Annotated in this window: 12 protein-coding genes; 3 read left to right on the forward strand and 9 right to left on the reverse strand. The window is 68.6% G+C overall.

The genetic code is table 11. The features are described 5' to 3' along the window. Positions 1-9 precede the first annotated feature (9 nt). The 6 genes from ASD66_RS16030 to ASD66_RS16055 all read right to left on the reverse strand — a co-directional run bounded on the left by ASD66_RS16030 (position 10) and on the right by ASD66_RS16055 (position 10,054). Positions 10-1,686 carry a sulfatase-like hydrolase/transferase gene (locus ASD66_RS16030; RefSeq protein ID WP_156388736.1) on the reverse strand — a complete coding sequence of 559 codons (1,677 nt, stop codon included), beginning with the start codon at positions 1,684-1,686 and terminating at the stop codon, positions 10-12. A 108-nt stretch (positions 1,687-1,794) separates the two neighbouring features. Then, positions 1,795-3,702, reverse strand: a complete 1,908-nt coding sequence (locus tag ASD66_RS16035; RefSeq protein WP_056891583.1) for an anthranilate synthase family protein — start codon at positions 3,700-3,702, stop codon at positions 1,795-1,797. A gap of 63 nt (positions 3,703-3,765) precedes the next feature. Further along, the gene (locus tag ASD66_RS16040; RefSeq protein ID WP_056891584.1) at positions 3,766-4,683 is read right to left on the reverse strand and encodes a hypothetical protein; all 918 of its coding nucleotides are present in this window, start codon (positions 4,681-4,683) and stop codon (positions 3,766-3,768) included. A 108-nt stretch (positions 4,684-4,791) separates the two neighbouring features. After that, positions 4,792-6,210, reverse strand: coding sequence for a Re/Si-specific NAD(P)(+) transhydrogenase subunit beta (pntB, locus tag ASD66_RS16045; RefSeq protein WP_200950085.1), 1,419 nt, complete (start codon positions 6,208-6,210; stop codon positions 4,792-4,794). A gap of 17 nt (positions 6,211-6,227) precedes the next feature. Next, complete coding sequence (locus ASD66_RS16050; protein WP_056683448.1) at positions 6,228-7,751, reverse strand: Re/Si-specific NAD(P)(+) transhydrogenase subunit alpha; 1,524 nt, start codon at positions 7,749-7,751, stop codon at positions 6,228-6,230. 185 nt (positions 7,752-7,936) lie between these two features. Continuing rightward, positions 7,937-10,054 (reverse strand): MMPL family transporter, encoded by a 2,118-nt coding sequence (locus ASD66_RS16055; RefSeq protein WP_056891586.1) that lies wholly within the window; start codon positions 10,052-10,054, stop codon positions 7,937-7,939. A 103-nt stretch (positions 10,055-10,157) separates the two neighbouring features. Between ASD66_RS16055 and ASD66_RS16060 the strand changes: the two genes are divergently transcribed. Beyond that, positions 10,158-10,937: a TetR/AcrR family transcriptional regulator gene (locus tag ASD66_RS16060; RefSeq protein WP_056891587.1), complete on the forward strand. Its 780-nt coding sequence runs from the start codon at positions 10,158-10,160 to the stop codon at positions 10,935-10,937. On the opposite strand, the gene ASD66_RS16065 is transcribed toward ASD66_RS16060, so the two are convergent. Further along, positions 10,915-11,613, reverse strand: a complete 699-nt coding sequence (locus ASD66_RS16065) for an NAD-dependent deacylase (protein ID WP_056683454.1) — start codon at positions 11,611-11,613, stop codon at positions 10,915-10,917. The two genes, ASD66_RS16060 and ASD66_RS16065, sit on opposite strands and share 23 nt — an antisense overlap. Before the next feature lie 89 nt (positions 11,614-11,702). Continuing rightward, on the reverse strand, positions 11,703-12,281 hold the full coding sequence (locus ASD66_RS16070; protein WP_056891588.1) for a DUF4333 domain-containing protein: 579 nt from the start codon (positions 12,279-12,281) through the stop codon (positions 11,703-11,705). Between the two features lie 163 nt (positions 12,282-12,444). Between ASD66_RS16070 and ASD66_RS16075 the strand changes: the two genes are divergently transcribed. Continuing rightward, positions 12,445-12,744 (forward strand): type VII secretion target, encoded by a 300-nt coding sequence (locus tag ASD66_RS16075; RefSeq protein ID WP_056683459.1) that lies wholly within the window; start codon positions 12,445-12,447, stop codon positions 12,742-12,744. Between the two features lie 37 nt (positions 12,745-12,781). Then, positions 12,782-13,846, forward strand: a complete 1,065-nt coding sequence (locus tag ASD66_RS16080; protein ID WP_056891589.1) for a hypothetical protein — start codon at positions 12,782-12,784, stop codon at positions 13,844-13,846. 83 nt (positions 13,847-13,929) lie between these two features. Here the strand turns inward: ASD66_RS16080 and ASD66_RS16085 are convergent, their stop codons facing one another. Next, complete coding sequence (locus ASD66_RS16085) at positions 13,930-14,505, reverse strand: hypothetical protein (protein ID WP_156388740.1); 576 nt, start codon at positions 14,503-14,505, stop codon at positions 13,930-13,932. Positions 14,506-14,510: the final 5 nt, after the last annotated feature.

The following is a 14,510-nucleotide window of genomic DNA, read 5'->3' on the forward strand; positions in this document are numbered from 1 at the left end:
GGTCAGGACCTAGCGCGTCAGCGCCAGACATTTCGGCCGGACGCGCTCGGAGCGTTGTTCACCGCACGCGACGAACTCCTCCAGTCGCCGCTGCAGCCGGCGCACCTCCGCCCGCTTGCCCGGGTCGGCGTAGGAGTTGGTCTGCTCGAACGCGGAGTCCCGGTAGTCGTAGAACTCCCAGGCGTAGTCGGTGCCCTGCCAGTCCGGGTCGAGGTCGAGCCGCACCAGGAGCGCGTCCCGGCTGCGGATCGCGACGTACGACGGGATGATGTCGATCGTGCCGCCGGAGTAGACCCGGTCCGGGTCCAGGCCGAGCGAGGGCGCGTAGGTGTGCTCGAAGAACGCGTGGCGCGAGCCCTTCGCGGTCTGCTCGAGCAGGCTGGGCGCGAACGACGTGCCCGAGCGCCAGGGCTCCGGCTCGAGGCCGGCGAGGTCCTCGAAGGTGGCGGCCAGGTCGATGTTGTTGACCACCTGCGGGCGGGTGCCGGGCTCGATCGACGGCCCGACCACCAGGAGCGGCACGTGCGCGTCGGAGTCGTAGGGCGCGCCCTTGCCGCGCTCGAGGTCGTGCTGCCCGAGGTGGAACCCGTTGTCGGAGGTCAGCACCACATAGGTGTCGTCGTCGACGGCCGCCAGGATCCGCTCGACCATGCGGTCGATCGAGGCCACCATGCGGGCCCGGTTGCGCAGGTCGACGACCGCGTCCTCGGGCCGCAGCGTGGTGGTCGTCGGCTTCCAGCCCGGGGCCGGGGTGCCGTCGGCGTGCACCGGCAGGTTGTCGGACTGGTCGTCGCCGAACCCGACCAGGTCGTCGAGGTCGAGGTCGCTGCAGTCCACCCGACCACAGTTGCCCAGCGGCCCGGCGTGGCCGGTGCGGTCGCGCATCGCCGGCGGGAAGAGCGGCTCGTCCGGCCACGGGGTGTCACCGTCGACCCGGCTGTGCGGACCGTACGGCGCCACCTCGAGGTAGAACGGCGCGTCGTCGGGGGTGTGGCGCTCGATGAAGTCGAGGGCCAGGTCCTCGGTCACCGTGCCGGCGTACGCCGCGTCCTTCACCTCGTCAGTCGCCGACGCGGGAGGGATCGCATGCTCCCGGACGCGCAGCTCGCCGTCCTCGACGTACGAGCTGGCGAAGCCCCAGCCGTCGTACGCCGAACCGAACAGCGCGTTGAACTCGCTCCAGCCGGCCGGCAGCTCGAGGTCGGTCATGCCCGGTTCGAACTGGTTCAGGTACTTGCCGACGAACCCCGTCGTGTAGCCGCTGTGCTCCAGGTGCGCGTTGACCGAGCGTTCGGGGTTGCCGTAGGCGGAGAACGCCTCCCAACCGCCGATCGGGCCGTAGGGGTTGGGCAGGTTGGCGGTGTTGGTCAGCACGCCGGTCTGGTGCGGGTACTGCCCGGTCATCAGGCTCGACCGCGACACGCAGCACAGGGAGTCGACCACGAACGCCCGGTCGTACGACGCACCCTGCTGCCGCATCGCCTCGGCCGAGCGCATGGTCTGCAGCAGGTCGAGGGAGAAGTCGTCCATCAGCACCAGCACGATGTTGGGGCGGGCCGGGATCTCGACGGGCGCCGCGATCGTGGTGGAGGGGCCGCCGGGCGCGTCGGCGTCGGCGACGGTGCCCTGATGGCGTCCGGTGACGACGACGGCGGCGACCAGGATCGCCAGGAGCGCAAGGGACAACACCCGGAACCGCACTGCAAACCCCCGTCTGGTTCGAGCCTCTGCCCTATAGACGTCGGTGAGGCCCGAAAGGTTGCGCCGGGGGGCGCCCCGGTTGAGGGCTGAGACTCAGGTCAGGAGTTCGCGCATCAGGTCGTGGATCAGGTCGTAGCCGTTCTCGGTCAGGATCGACTCGGCGTGGAACTGGATGCCCCGGAAGTGCGGCCCGCGGACGAGGTGCACGTCGCCGGTCTCGGGGTCGGCCTCGACCGTGACCCCGTCGGGGGCCTGGCCCTCGACCCGTCCGACGAACGTGTTGTAGAAGCCGACCCGTTCGGTGCGGCCGTCGATCGAGACAGGTGACTGGGTGCCCTGGAAGACGATGTCCTTGTAGGCAAGGGGAATCCCCAACCGCTGGCACAGCGTCTGGTGCCCCAGGCACACCGCGAGGAACGGCTGCTCGGCGGCCAGGAGCGCGTCGACCGCGGTGCGGAACGTGGCGATCTTGGGGTGGTCGCCGTCGCGCGGGTCACCAGGGCCGGGGCCGACGATGACGAGGTCGAACCCGTCGAGCACGCCCGGCGCGTAGTCCTCGTGGCGGACCACGGTCGAGGTCATGCCGAGCACGGTGAGCACGTGCCGCAGCATGTTCACGAAGTCGTCCTCGCCGTCGAGGATCACCGCCGACTTCCCCTTCAGGGCCACGTCGGGCGCCGACCCTTCCTGGTCGGTCAGCCAGAACTTCGAGAGCCGCTGGTTGCGGGCGTTGAGGGCGATCAGCACGTCCTCGTCGCGGGCCAGCTCGCCCAGGCTCTCCGGGGGCGCGGCCGCCGGGGGCACCAGCCCGAACGCGCTGAGGATGCCACCGGCCTTGGCGTGCGTCTCGCGCACCTCGGTGGCCGGGTCGGAGTCGCGCACGAGGGTGGCTCCGGCGACCACCCGGAGCACGCCCTCGGTGCTGACGTCGGCGGTGCGGATGACGATGGGGCTGTCGAGGGTCGGCTGGCCCTCGCCGTCGCGCCCGAAGAGCGCCAGCGCCGCGCCGTAGTAGGCGCGCCCCTCGGGCTCGTAGGCCGCGATCAGCCGGCAGGCGTTCTCGACGGGTGAGCCGGTGAGCGTGGCGGCGTACATCGTGTCGCGCAGCACCTCGCGCGGGTCGCGGTCGGTGCGGCCGGCGAGGAGGTACTCGGTGTGCACGAGGTGCGTCATCGGCTTGAGGAACGGGCCGAGCACCTGGCCGCCCTCGTGGCAGATGTCGCACATCATCTTGAGCTCTTCGTCGACGACCATGAAGAGCTCGTAGATCTCCTTCTCGTCGGCGAGGAACTCCAGCAGCTGAGCCTTGGTCTGCTCCTGAGGCTGCGCCTGCTTGGGCAGGTGGAAGGTGCCCGAGATCGGGTTCATCCGCACGTCGCCGCCCTGGATGCTGACGTGCCGCTCCGGGCTCGCCCCCACCAGGTAGCGGTCGCCGGTGAAGAAGACGTAGGTCCAGTAGGCACCGCGCTCGCGCTCGAGCAGCCTGCGCAGCACGGTCAGGGCCTGGTCGTCGCCCCAGCCGCGGGCCTTGGCACGGTAGTTGCGGGCCACCACGAGGTTGGCGCCCTCACCGTTGCCGATCTCGTGTGCGATGACCTTCTCGACCACACGGGTGTAGTCGTCGTCGCTCGAGTCGAAGCCGCCCGGGTCGTCGAACTCCACCGGTACGTCGGGCAGGGCGGCCAGCAGGTCGGCGTACGCCACGTGTTGCTCGAGGTCGATGTCGACCACGACCAGCGGCGTGCCGTCGTCGATCGCGTCGAACCCGCGCTCCCGGACCTGGCGGTAGGGCACGGCCACCAGCCGGTCGAACTGCCGGCCGTCGACGGGGATGCCGGTCTCGAGCGGCACGTCGAGCAGGCTCTCCACGACGGTGCGCCGGCCGCCGACCAGCGACAGGGTCGCTGCGTCCTTCTGGCGGACGATGGCCCAGGCCTCGTGGCCCCGCAGCTCCTCCAGCGCAGCGCGCGCATCGGTCGGGGCGGCAGGGTTCTCGGGCATGGCGAGACTCTACTGTCTCCTGGTTGAGTGCTCAGGTGGTGCCCAGGGCAACCACCTGAGCACTCAACCTGCGCGCTTCACCAGCGGGACACCGAGAGCGATCAGGTCCGCCATGACTTCACCCGGTTCGTCGCGGATCTCGACAGCGGCACATCGCACAATCAATCGCGTGGGGGTGGTGATCCTTCGTTGTCGCCGCATGTCCGCGGAGTACTGCATGACGTCCAGGTGGAAAGCACCGTCGACTTCCAACACCACCACCCGGCCATCGGGGAGGTCCCACTCGCAGTCCGTCCATCTCCGCTTTCCTGCGCGGTCGACGCGGGCTCTTTGCCTGTGCGGCGGCACGACGCCGTAGGAGCGGCAGGCTCGCCGTACATCCATTTCGGCAACCGACTGTGCCCCACCCGCCAAGTCGAGAAGAGTGGCCCGGAAGTCACGGGACCGGCGCAAGGGATTCATCGTGGCCAGACATGCGCCGAGTCGATCCGGGGTGGTCAGACCCTGTTGGACCACGGCGGCCAGAGCACCCTGCGCCGTGCGCTTGCTCCGATCGTAGGCGCCGAAGAGCAGAACTGCCGGCTCGAGACGCAGCAGCGGAAGCGTCACCGGTGCCAGCCACTTCTGGATGGGCCTTCGAGTCCGGACGATGTGCAACTCGGGAACCTTCTCGAAGGAGAGCGAGTCGTCCACGACCACCGTGACGAGGTCGCGATCCCAGTTGCGAAGGCCGTGCACCTTGGCCGCGGTGAGCCCACCGACGGCCGACCCCGGGCCGCAGTGGAGCACTCCGAGCCACAACCGCTGCTCCCAGTTGAGTGGGCCGGTGGTCGTGGTGAGGACTGACTCCGTGCGCCAGCACCATCGGCCGGCAGAGACGTTGGCGCGCACCGCGGCACGAGTCACGCCGAGGGCGTACAGCTGACTGCGGGCCAGGACTCCGTGCTGCAATCCGGCCAGGCTTGACCATGGCTCATCCATGCAATCGATTCTGCGATGGCATGGGACCGGTCTCGCCCGTCATCCACAGGCGCCGAGGTTGAGTGCTGAAGTGGTTGCTAGGGCAGCCACTTCAGCACTCGACCTGGATCAGAGCGCGCGGAGGATGTCCTCCACCCGGTCCTTGGCGTCACCGAAGAGCATCTGGGAGTTGTCCCGGAAGAACAGCGGGTTCTGGACGCCGGCGTAGCCCGACGCCATCGACCGCTTGAACACCACGACGTGCTCGGCGTTCCACACCGTCAGCACCGGCATGCCGGCGATCGGGCTGGAGGGGTCCTCCGCGGCGGCGGGGTTGACGGTGTCGTTGGCACCGATCACCAGCACGACCGTCGTGTCGTCGAAGTCGTCGTTGATCTCGTCGAGCTCGAGGACGATGTCGTAGGGCACCTTCGCCTCGGCGAGCAGCACGTTCATGTGACCGGGCAGGCGACCGGCGACCGGGTGGATCCCGAAGCGTACGTCGATGCCCTTGTCCCGCAGCTTGGAGGTCAGCTGCGCGACGCCGTACTGCGCCTGGGCGACGGCCATGCCGTAGCCGGGGGTGATGATCACCGACTTGGCGTGGGTGAGCAGGTCGGCAACGTCCTCGGCGTTGGTCTCGCGGTGCTCGCCGTAGTCGGTGTCCTCCGAGGGGCCGGCCTCGATGCCGAAGCCACCGGCGATCACCGAGATGAACGAGCGGTTCATCGCGGTGCACATGATGTAGGACAGGTAGGCACCCGAAGAACCCACCAGCGCGCCGACGATGATCAGCAGGTTGTTGTTGAGCAGGAAGCCCGACGCGGCCGCGGCCCACCCGGAGTAGCTGTTCAGCATCGAGACGACCACGGGCATGTCACCGCCGCCGATGGAGGCGACGAGGTGCCAGCCCAGGGCCAGCGCGACGATGGTGACCACGATCAGAAGCCACAGCTGCGGGTCGATGACGAACCACACGGTCAGTGCCGCGAAGAGCACCAGCGCACCGAGGTTGATGAGGTTCTTGCCCGGGAGCACCAGGGGCGCGGACTTCATCTTCGCCGACAGCTTGAGGTTCGCCACGATCGAGCCGGTGAAGGTGACCGCACCGATGAAGACGCCGATGAAGACCTCGGCGGAGTGGATGCCGAGCAGGTCGGCGTGCTCGAGCACCTTGGCGTCGAAGCGGTGCGGGTGTGCCTCGATGTGCAGGTAGCCGTTCCAGCCGACGAGTACGGCGGCGAGACCCACGAACGAGTGCAGCAGGGCGATCAGTTCAGGCATGCCGGTCATCTCGACCGTGCGTGCCAGTTGCAGGCCGACCAGGGCGCCGACGATGACCGCGGCGATCAGCAGGCCGAGACCGAGGCCCTCGATGTCCTTGTCGATGGCGAGGACCACGGTGGCGACCAGGGCGATCGCCATGCCGGCGATGCCGTAGTAGTTGCCGGCCTTGGCGGACTCGTGCTTGGACAGCCCGGCGAGGGCAAGGATGAAGAGCAGGGCGGCTACGACGTACGCAGCGGCCGATGCGGATTCGATGCTCATGATTTCTCAGCTACCTATCAAGACCTGGAGAACATGGCGAGCATGCGGCGAGTCACCGCGAAGCCACCGAAGACGTTGATGCTGGCGAGCAGGATCGCCACGAAGGACACCGCGGTGATCGTGCCGTCGTACTGACCGATGGTCTCCAGCGCGCCGACGACGATGATTCCCGAGATCGCGTTGGTCACCGACATCAGCGGAGTGTGCAGCGCGTGGTGCACCTTGCCGATCACGTAGTAGCCGATCACGACGGCCAGGGCGAAGACCGTCAGGTTCAGCTGCAGCTGCGCCGGCGAGGCCGCGACCAGAAGGAAGAACAACAGGGCTGCGCCGCCGACGATCGCGGAGGTGCGCGCCGGGCTGGCCGGCTTCTTCTCCTCCTTGACCGCAATCTCCGCGGCCGGGGCGGCGGCCGGGGCGGCCGAGACCTGCACCGGCGGCGGGGGCCACGTCGACTCACCGTTGCGTACGACGCAGATCGAGCGCTGCACCACGTCGTCGAAGTCCAGGACGAGCTGACCGTCCTTCTCCGGCGTCATCAGCTTGAGGAGGTTGACCAGGTTGGTGCCGTAGAGCTGCGAGGCCTGCGCGGGCAGACGGCCCGCGAGGTCGGTGTAGCCGATGATCGTCACACCGTTCTCGGTGGTGACCACCTCACCGGCGACCGAGCCCTCGACGTTGCCGCCGGACCCGGCAGCCATGTCCACGATGACGCTGCCCGACTTCATCGAGGCGACCATCTCGGCGGTGATCAACCGGGGCGCGGGGCGTCCCGGGATCAGCGCGGTGGTGATGGCGATGTCGACGCCCGGCATGGTCTCGGCATACAGCGCCGCGGCGCGGGCGTTGTAGTCGTCGCCCATCTCCTTGGCGTACCCGGTGGCCGACACCTCGGCCTCAGGGTCCTCGACCGCGAGGTACTCACCACCCAGCGACTTCACCTGGTCGGCGACCTCGGGACGCGGGTCGGTGGCCTTGACCACCGCGCCGAGCGAACCGGCGGCCCCGATCGCGGCGAGACCGGCGACACCGGCACCGGCGACCAGCACCGTGGCCGGCGGGACCTTGCCCGCAGCGGTGACCTGGCCGGTGAAGAACCGCCCGAAGACGTGGGCCGCCTCGACGACGGCACGGTAGCCGGCGATGTTGGCCATCGAGCTCAGCACGTCGAGCGACTGGGCGCGCGAGATGCGCGGCACCGCGTCCATCGACAACGCCGTGATCGGCCGCGAGGTCAGGTCCGCCACCACCGACTCGTCCAACCGGGCGTTCAGGATGCCGATCAGCGTCGCGTTCTGACGCAGCTGGTCGAGCTGGGCATCCGCCGGGGCGTTCACGCCGAGGACGATGTCGCCCTCGAACGGATCGCCGATCTTCGCACCGGCCTCGACGTACGCCTCGTCCGCGAAGCTGGAAGCCGAACCGGCCCCCGACTCGACGATCACGTCGTAACCGAGCTTGAGCAGTTGGCCAACGGTGGCCGGGGTGGCAGCGACACGGGTCTCCCCGGTCTGTGCCTCCCTGATGACGCCGATGATCATGTGATCACTCCGATTCCATGCTGATGACGACCACGCAGTCTGTGGCGACGTACGCGATGCTGGCAGCATTCCGCATGGGTAGCGGAGTCCTGCCGGGTGGTTGGCAATCTAGAGCCCGGGCGCCCAATATGCGGGCAACCATCCCAGCATGCGGATCGTGAGTCGCGCCTCAGCGCCCGATCCGGTCAGTGGCCCTTGAGGCCGAAGCGCTCCCACCACCGCAGCAACGGTCCCGGCGCCCACCAGTTCCATCGGCCGAGCAGCTTCATCGTCGCCGGCACCAGCAGGGCACGTACGACGCTCGCGTCCAGCAGCAGGGCGACCAGCATGCCGATTCCGATCATCTTCATGAACACGATGCCGCTCAGGCCGAACGCACCGATCACGATCGCCAGCAGCAGCGCCGCGCTGGTGATGATCCGTCCCGTCTTCTGCAGTCCGGTGGCGACCGCCTGGTCGTTGTCGTGGGTGAGGTCCCACTGCTCCCGCACACGGGAGAGCAGGAAGACCTCGTAGTCCATCGAGAGGCCGAAGAGGATGGCCAGCATGAGGATCGGCTGGGTGGCGTCGAGGTAGCCCTGGGACTCGAATCCGAGCAGCCCCTCCAGGTGACCGTCGGCGAAGATCCAGGTCACCACTCCGAACGACGCTGTGATCGAGATCGCATTCATCACGACTGCCTTGACCGGCAGCACCACCGACCCGAAGGCCAGGAAGAGCAGCAGCAGCATCACGCCGATCACGATCAGGCCCATCCACGGCAGGTGACTGCCCACGGAGTCGAGCAGGTCGACCGTCGAGGCGGAGAGCCCGCCGACCTGCACCGACCCACTGCCCGGCTCGACGTCCCGGATCCGTTCCACCACGTCCTGGGAGAACTGGGACTGGCTGTTGCCCCGCCAGGTCGCCCTCAACAGCGTGACGTCGCCCTTGTCGGCCACCGGCTCCACGGTCACCGGGGCGCGCATCCCCTCCACCTCGCGGACGTACGCCGCCACGTCAGCCTTCGACGTGCCGTCGAGCAGCAGGTTGGCGCTGGAGGTCTCGGGGCCGAAGTCGGTGTTGAGCTTGTCGGCTGCGACGTGCGCGGGCGCGTCGGAGGGCAGCACGCGATAGTCCACGCTGCCCCACTTGACGCCCAGGAACGGGGACGCGATCGCCAGGAGGGCGACGGTGACCAGCACGGTCACGACCACCGGGCGCCGCATCACGCCGTGTGCCAGTCGGGCCCAGGCGCCGTGGTCACTGCCCACCGAGACCGGCCGGTGCCGGCGCCACGGCAGGCGACCGCCGTCGACCCGGCGTCCGAGCAGTCGCAGCACCGCCGGAAGAACCGTCAGCGCGGAGACCATCGCCACGATCACGGCCGCCATGCCGCCGTACCCCATCGACTTGAGGAAGCTCTGCGGGAAGACCATCAGCGAGCTGAGGGCGGCCGCGACCGTGAGCCCCGAGACGAGCACGGTGCGTCCGGCGGTGGTCATGGTCGTCCTGATCGCGGTCGCCGTGGCGTCGGGGTCGTCAGCGGGGAGGCGGCCAAGCTCCTCGCGGAAGCGGCTGATGATGAAGAGGGCGTAGTCGATCGCCAGGCCGAGCCCGATCAGGGTGATCACGTTGACGGAGAAGACCGACACCTCGGTGAACACGGTGAGCAGCCGGACCACGGCCAGCGCGCCGATCACTGCGATCGCTCCGACCAGCACCGGCATCGAGGCGGCGACAAGGCTGCCGAAGATCAGCAGGGAGAGCAGCAGCACGAACGGCGCCGAGATGGTCTCGGCCTGCGCAAGGTCCTTCTCGGTGATGTCGTTGACGTCGCCGTACACCGCGAAGGCGCCGGCCACGTCGGTCTCGAGCCCGTCGGCCTCGAGGTGCGGCTCCAGCGCGTCCCAGCTCTCGAGGAGCTCGTTCTGGGTGTCGCCCTCGAGAGAGATCGGCACCTGGACGGCGTGCTTGTCGTGACTGACCAGGGCCTCCGACGGCGTCTCGTAGTAGTTCACGATCCTGGTGGTGACGGTGGGCAGGTCGGCCACCATGTCGCGCACCGCGGCCTCGAACTCCGGGTCGTCGACGGTGAGGTCGTCGCTGGAGTAGATCGCGACCACGTCGACGGTCTGGTTGCCGAACACCGCCCGTTCGTGGGCGAGTTCCTTCGAGGACTCGCTGGCGGAGTCGTCGAAGCCACCTTGGGAGAGCGAGTCGAAGACGCCGGCCCCGTAGGCGCCCGCGCCGAGCACCGCGAGCACGCCGATGACGAGGATCTGCACTGCCCTGCGGGCGACGATCGCACCCCAACGCTCCATGACGGCCATTCCTTTGTGACGAGGTATCAGATTAGTTAACGCCGTTAACTGTAAACAGTGTAAACTCGTCGCGTCAACCGCCCCCGGGAGGAAATTCGTGACCATGGCCAAGGAACGCCGCGAACGCCAGCGGCAGGCGACCCTCGACGAGATCGTGGCCGCCGCGCGCGCGATCCTGGCCGAGGGAGGCGAGCTGTCGCTGCGGGCTGTGGCCCAACGGATCGGGATGACCGCGCCCGCGCTCTACCGCTACGTTGAGTCCTACCAGGACCTGCTGCGCGTGGTCGCGATCGGCATCGACAGCGCCATGTCGGCGGAGTTCCTCGAACCGGCCCGCGACGCCCACCCGGTCGACGACCCCGCGGCCCGCATCACCGCCGCTGCAGTTGCGTTCCGTCGCTGGGCACTCACCGCGCGCAACGAGTTCTCCGTCGTGTTCGCGAACATGGACGTCGCCTCACTGTGCATGGACCCGACCCTGACCGAGACCACGCTGACCAAGGCCTCCGCCTCGGGAGCCCTGTTCAACGACCTGCTGGTGCAGATCTGGCAGAAGTACGACACCCCGTTCCCGCCACTGAACGAGCTGGACGACGACCTCGTGCAGATCCTGCGCGACCCGATCATGCCCGACGTCCCACTCGAGATTCCCGACGAGATGCGCGGGCTGCTGTGGGTCTTCACCCAGTCGTGGGCCGCCCTCTACGGGACCGTCACGCTCGAGGTGTTCGGACACCTCGACCCGCGGATGATCGAGAGCGGTGTGCTGTTCCGCCAGATGTTCCGCACCCAGGCCACGCTCCTCGGCCTCGCCGACGAGCTCGACCGGCTCGAGCCGCTGATCGTCACAGGGCTGAACGTCACAGGGCTGCGCGCGACATGACCTCGTCGACCCAGACCGGCACCAGCTCGCCGGCCTTGCCGTGCCGCGCCTCGTCGAAGAACGACGTGCCCTCACTGGGCACCAGGTTCAGCTCGAGGGTGCGCGCGCCACATGCCTTGGCCATCTGCACGAAACCGGCCGCCGGGTAGACCGCCCCCGACGTACCGATGGAGACGAAGAGGTCGGCGGCCATCAGCTCGCGCTGGATCCGGTCCATCTCGTAGGGGATCTCGCCGAACCAGACCACGTCGGGCCGCAGCTCGCTGACCCCGCACCGCGGGCACGGCGGGAAGTCGCTGAGCTCGTCGGTCCAGTGGGAGCGCCTGCCGCAGCCCCGGCACAGGGCCGACAGCAGCTCGCCGTGCATGTGCAGCACACGGCGCGAGCCCCCGCGCTCGTGCAGGTCGTCGATGTTCTGGGTGACCAGGAGCAGGTTGTCGCCGATCACCTCTTCGAGGCGGGCCAGCGCGAGGTGCGCCGGGTTCGGCTCGACTCCGGCCAACGCGGCCCGGCGGTCGTCGTAGAACTTCTGCACCATGGCCGGTCGGGCGTCGTACGCCTCGGGGGTCGCGACGTCCTCGACGCGATGGCCCTCCCAGAGGCCGTCGGCGTCGCGGAACGTCGGCACGCCGCTCTCCGCGGAGATTCCGGCACCGGTCAGCACGACGACATTCACCCCTGCACCATAGAGGGAACCGGCGAAGCGTCACCGCCGTTTCAGGATGCGTACGACGGGGTGTCGCGCGGCCACCGGCCCGACGGTGCTCACTTCTCGGCGAAGGTGTAGCTCATCGTGTAGTTCGTCAGGTCCACCTCGGTGGCGGTCACCTCCAGGCTCTTGTCCTCGCCCGCCACCGTGAGGGAGCAGGTGATCGTGGCGCCTTCCTCACCGGGCAGGTCGGGGCACTCGAGGGACTGCGGCGCCTCGCCGAACTTGCTCTCGGCCTGGGTCGACAGGTCCGCCTCGATCGACTCCGCGGTCTGGCCGAACTCCTTGGCGGCGTCCTCCATCTGCACGTCGAGGCCGAAGTCGTCACCCGAGACCTCGCTGACCTCGACCTGCCCGTCGACAACGAGGTAGTAGCCACTGGCCTCGCTCGTGCGCGTGCAGGTGGCGGTGGCGCCCTTCTCACGGTCGACGTCGGGGCACTCGAAGCCGCCCTCGGCGAGGTTGTCGACCTCGCTCTCGAGCGCCGTCTCCGCCTTGGCCGCCACGTCCTTGCCGGCGATCACGTCCTTGGTGTCGCCGCCGCCGCCGCCGTTGCCGCCGCCGTCGTCCGAGCAGCCGGCCAGCGCCACCAGGGCGATCGCTGCCAGTGTGGTCGTGAGCGTCATCGTGCGCATGGAAGTCCCCTGGTGTCGGTGAGTCACGGCCCCACCCTTCCCGACTCCCGCAGAATCATGCGTACGCCGTACCCGGAGCGGAGCGATTCGGTCGCTGGACGATGTTTCAGTGTCCCGAGGACGGGTACGGGCCGGAGCACACAACCCCGATCGAGGAGTCCCCATGAGCGGAGAAGTCCGTGTCGACCCGCCGTCCCTGCGGCGACTGGCCACCGAGCTCGACGATGTCATCACCCTCCTGGCTGCAGCACAGCAGTCAATTTCCGACTCAGACACCCAGGCCGATGCGTTCAGCCCTTCGGGCCAGCCGCTGGCCTACGCCTTCCTCGGCGCCATCGAGTACGCCGGCAACGACGCCTACGAGCAGGCCGCCCAGGTCGCCTCGATCCAGCGCCGCCTGAACCGAACCGCAGACCAGTGGGAAGAGGCCGAGGAAGCCTCGACCGTACGAGTCATCCGTTGACCCCGCGCACCACCACCCCAACGACTGAGGAGCGAATGTGAGCATCGGCGAAGGCGTCGACGCAGGAGTAGAGGCAGCCGTCCGCGTCAACCAAGGGTTCTGCATCTATGCAGGCTGTTTCCCGATCAACGTGCTCCCGCCACCCCTGTCCATCGTCGCGGACCTTGCCCTCACCCAGGCCGCCAAGTCGTTCCCGGCGATCGGCGATGGTGGAACCCTCGGCCGTCACGGCATCGTGAAGCGGCGCGGAACGCTCGGCGGGCTCAACAAGAACCCGGGCCTCAAGTTCAACAACGGCACTGCCTGGATCATGAGTGACGGGCTGGGCGCGCCCTTCGCGGTCGGCGAGGCAGCCGACAAGTGGTTCGATGCCGCGGACAAGCTCTCGCAGGCCCGATCGCGCCTGGAGCAGCTCACCTCCAGCCTCACCTCGGACCAGTGGTCGGGTGACGACCGCGAGGCGTTCAACAAGGAGCTCGGTGAGCTGGCCCAGCAGATCGGGGACGCCGAGCTGTTCGCCACCATCGTGGGATGGTCCCTGGTCGCCGGCGTGGTCCCCCTCGGCGCCTGGCCCCTCGGCTGCAGCATCGTGGGCGTCATCCAGTTCGCCAACGCGAGCCTCTTCTACGCGGCCGTCGCCAGCATCGTCGGAAACCTCGGCCCGTCCGAGGTCATCTACGCCGAAGGCCTGGCCACGGCGATCGCCTGCAACCGCAGCCTCAAGATCGGCTCCTACGTTCTCCTCGGAGTCCTGTCTGCGGCGGCTGCCGGCATTGTCGGCGGGGCCCTCATCAATGCCGGACAGCAGGAGAGCCACGGCGACGAGGATGCGTGGACCGACCTGGCCCGGGCCACGGTCGAGATGACCATCGAGCAGGGCGTGAAGAACCTGGCCGGGAGCGGCATCGAAGCACTCAGCCCGTGGCCGGTCGACCTCGGCAACCGGATTGCGAACCCGGAGGACTACCTGGGGAAGAACAACGACCCCATCCAGGAGGGGGTCGACGATCACCTGGGCGAGCACGCCGAGGACGCCGGCAACAAGGGCGGCGACATCCTGTTCGGCGAGGACAAGCCGGACAGCGGTCCCTACAGCGGCTGACTGCGACAGTTGAAGCCCCGGTCCACCGAGCTTTCGGTGGACCGGGGCTCCTGCGTGGTCGGGGCTCCTGCGTGGGTCGGGGCTCAGGCCAGGATCGCGAGCACGAGCGGCACCGGCGACACGATGATCAAGAGGGCGAGTACGACGCGCGCACAGCGACCGCCGGCCGATTGGGACCGTGGGTCGCGGACGAGGCCGGTGCCTGCCGCCGCTCCGTCTCGGCGGCTCGGGAACACGCGGTCCAACAGCCGACTCAGCGTGCCGAGGACGGTGTCGTACCAGAACTCGAGGAATGACTCGAGGGCGACGATGTAGCCGATGGAGACAGCCGGGTCGCGTCGAACTCCCAGCAGGAAATGCCCTGCCGTGGAGCCGTGCCTGACCGCCAGCCGAGCCTCGACGAAGAGGCAGACCACGGCACCCAGGATCCCGATGCCGATGCCGAGTCCGATGAACAGCGTGGAGCGATCGTCGTCGGACTCAGCGAGAAGGATCCCGAGGCCGAGCCAGAACACGAAGAACCCGGCCAGGGCAATCCAGTCGAGCAGCCCCGCCGACCAGGCACGCAGGCCGGAGACGGGTTCGCCGTACGGGGCGCCGGTCGTGGTCGTCGAGGACAATCCGCCCTGCCACTGAGGCGGCGGTGGCGGGTAGGACATCGCCG

It is taken from the genome of Nocardioides sp. Root151 (assembly GCF_001427925.1).
Classification (GTDB): Bacteria; Actinomycetota; Actinomycetes; order Propionibacteriales; family Nocardioidaceae; genus Nocardioides.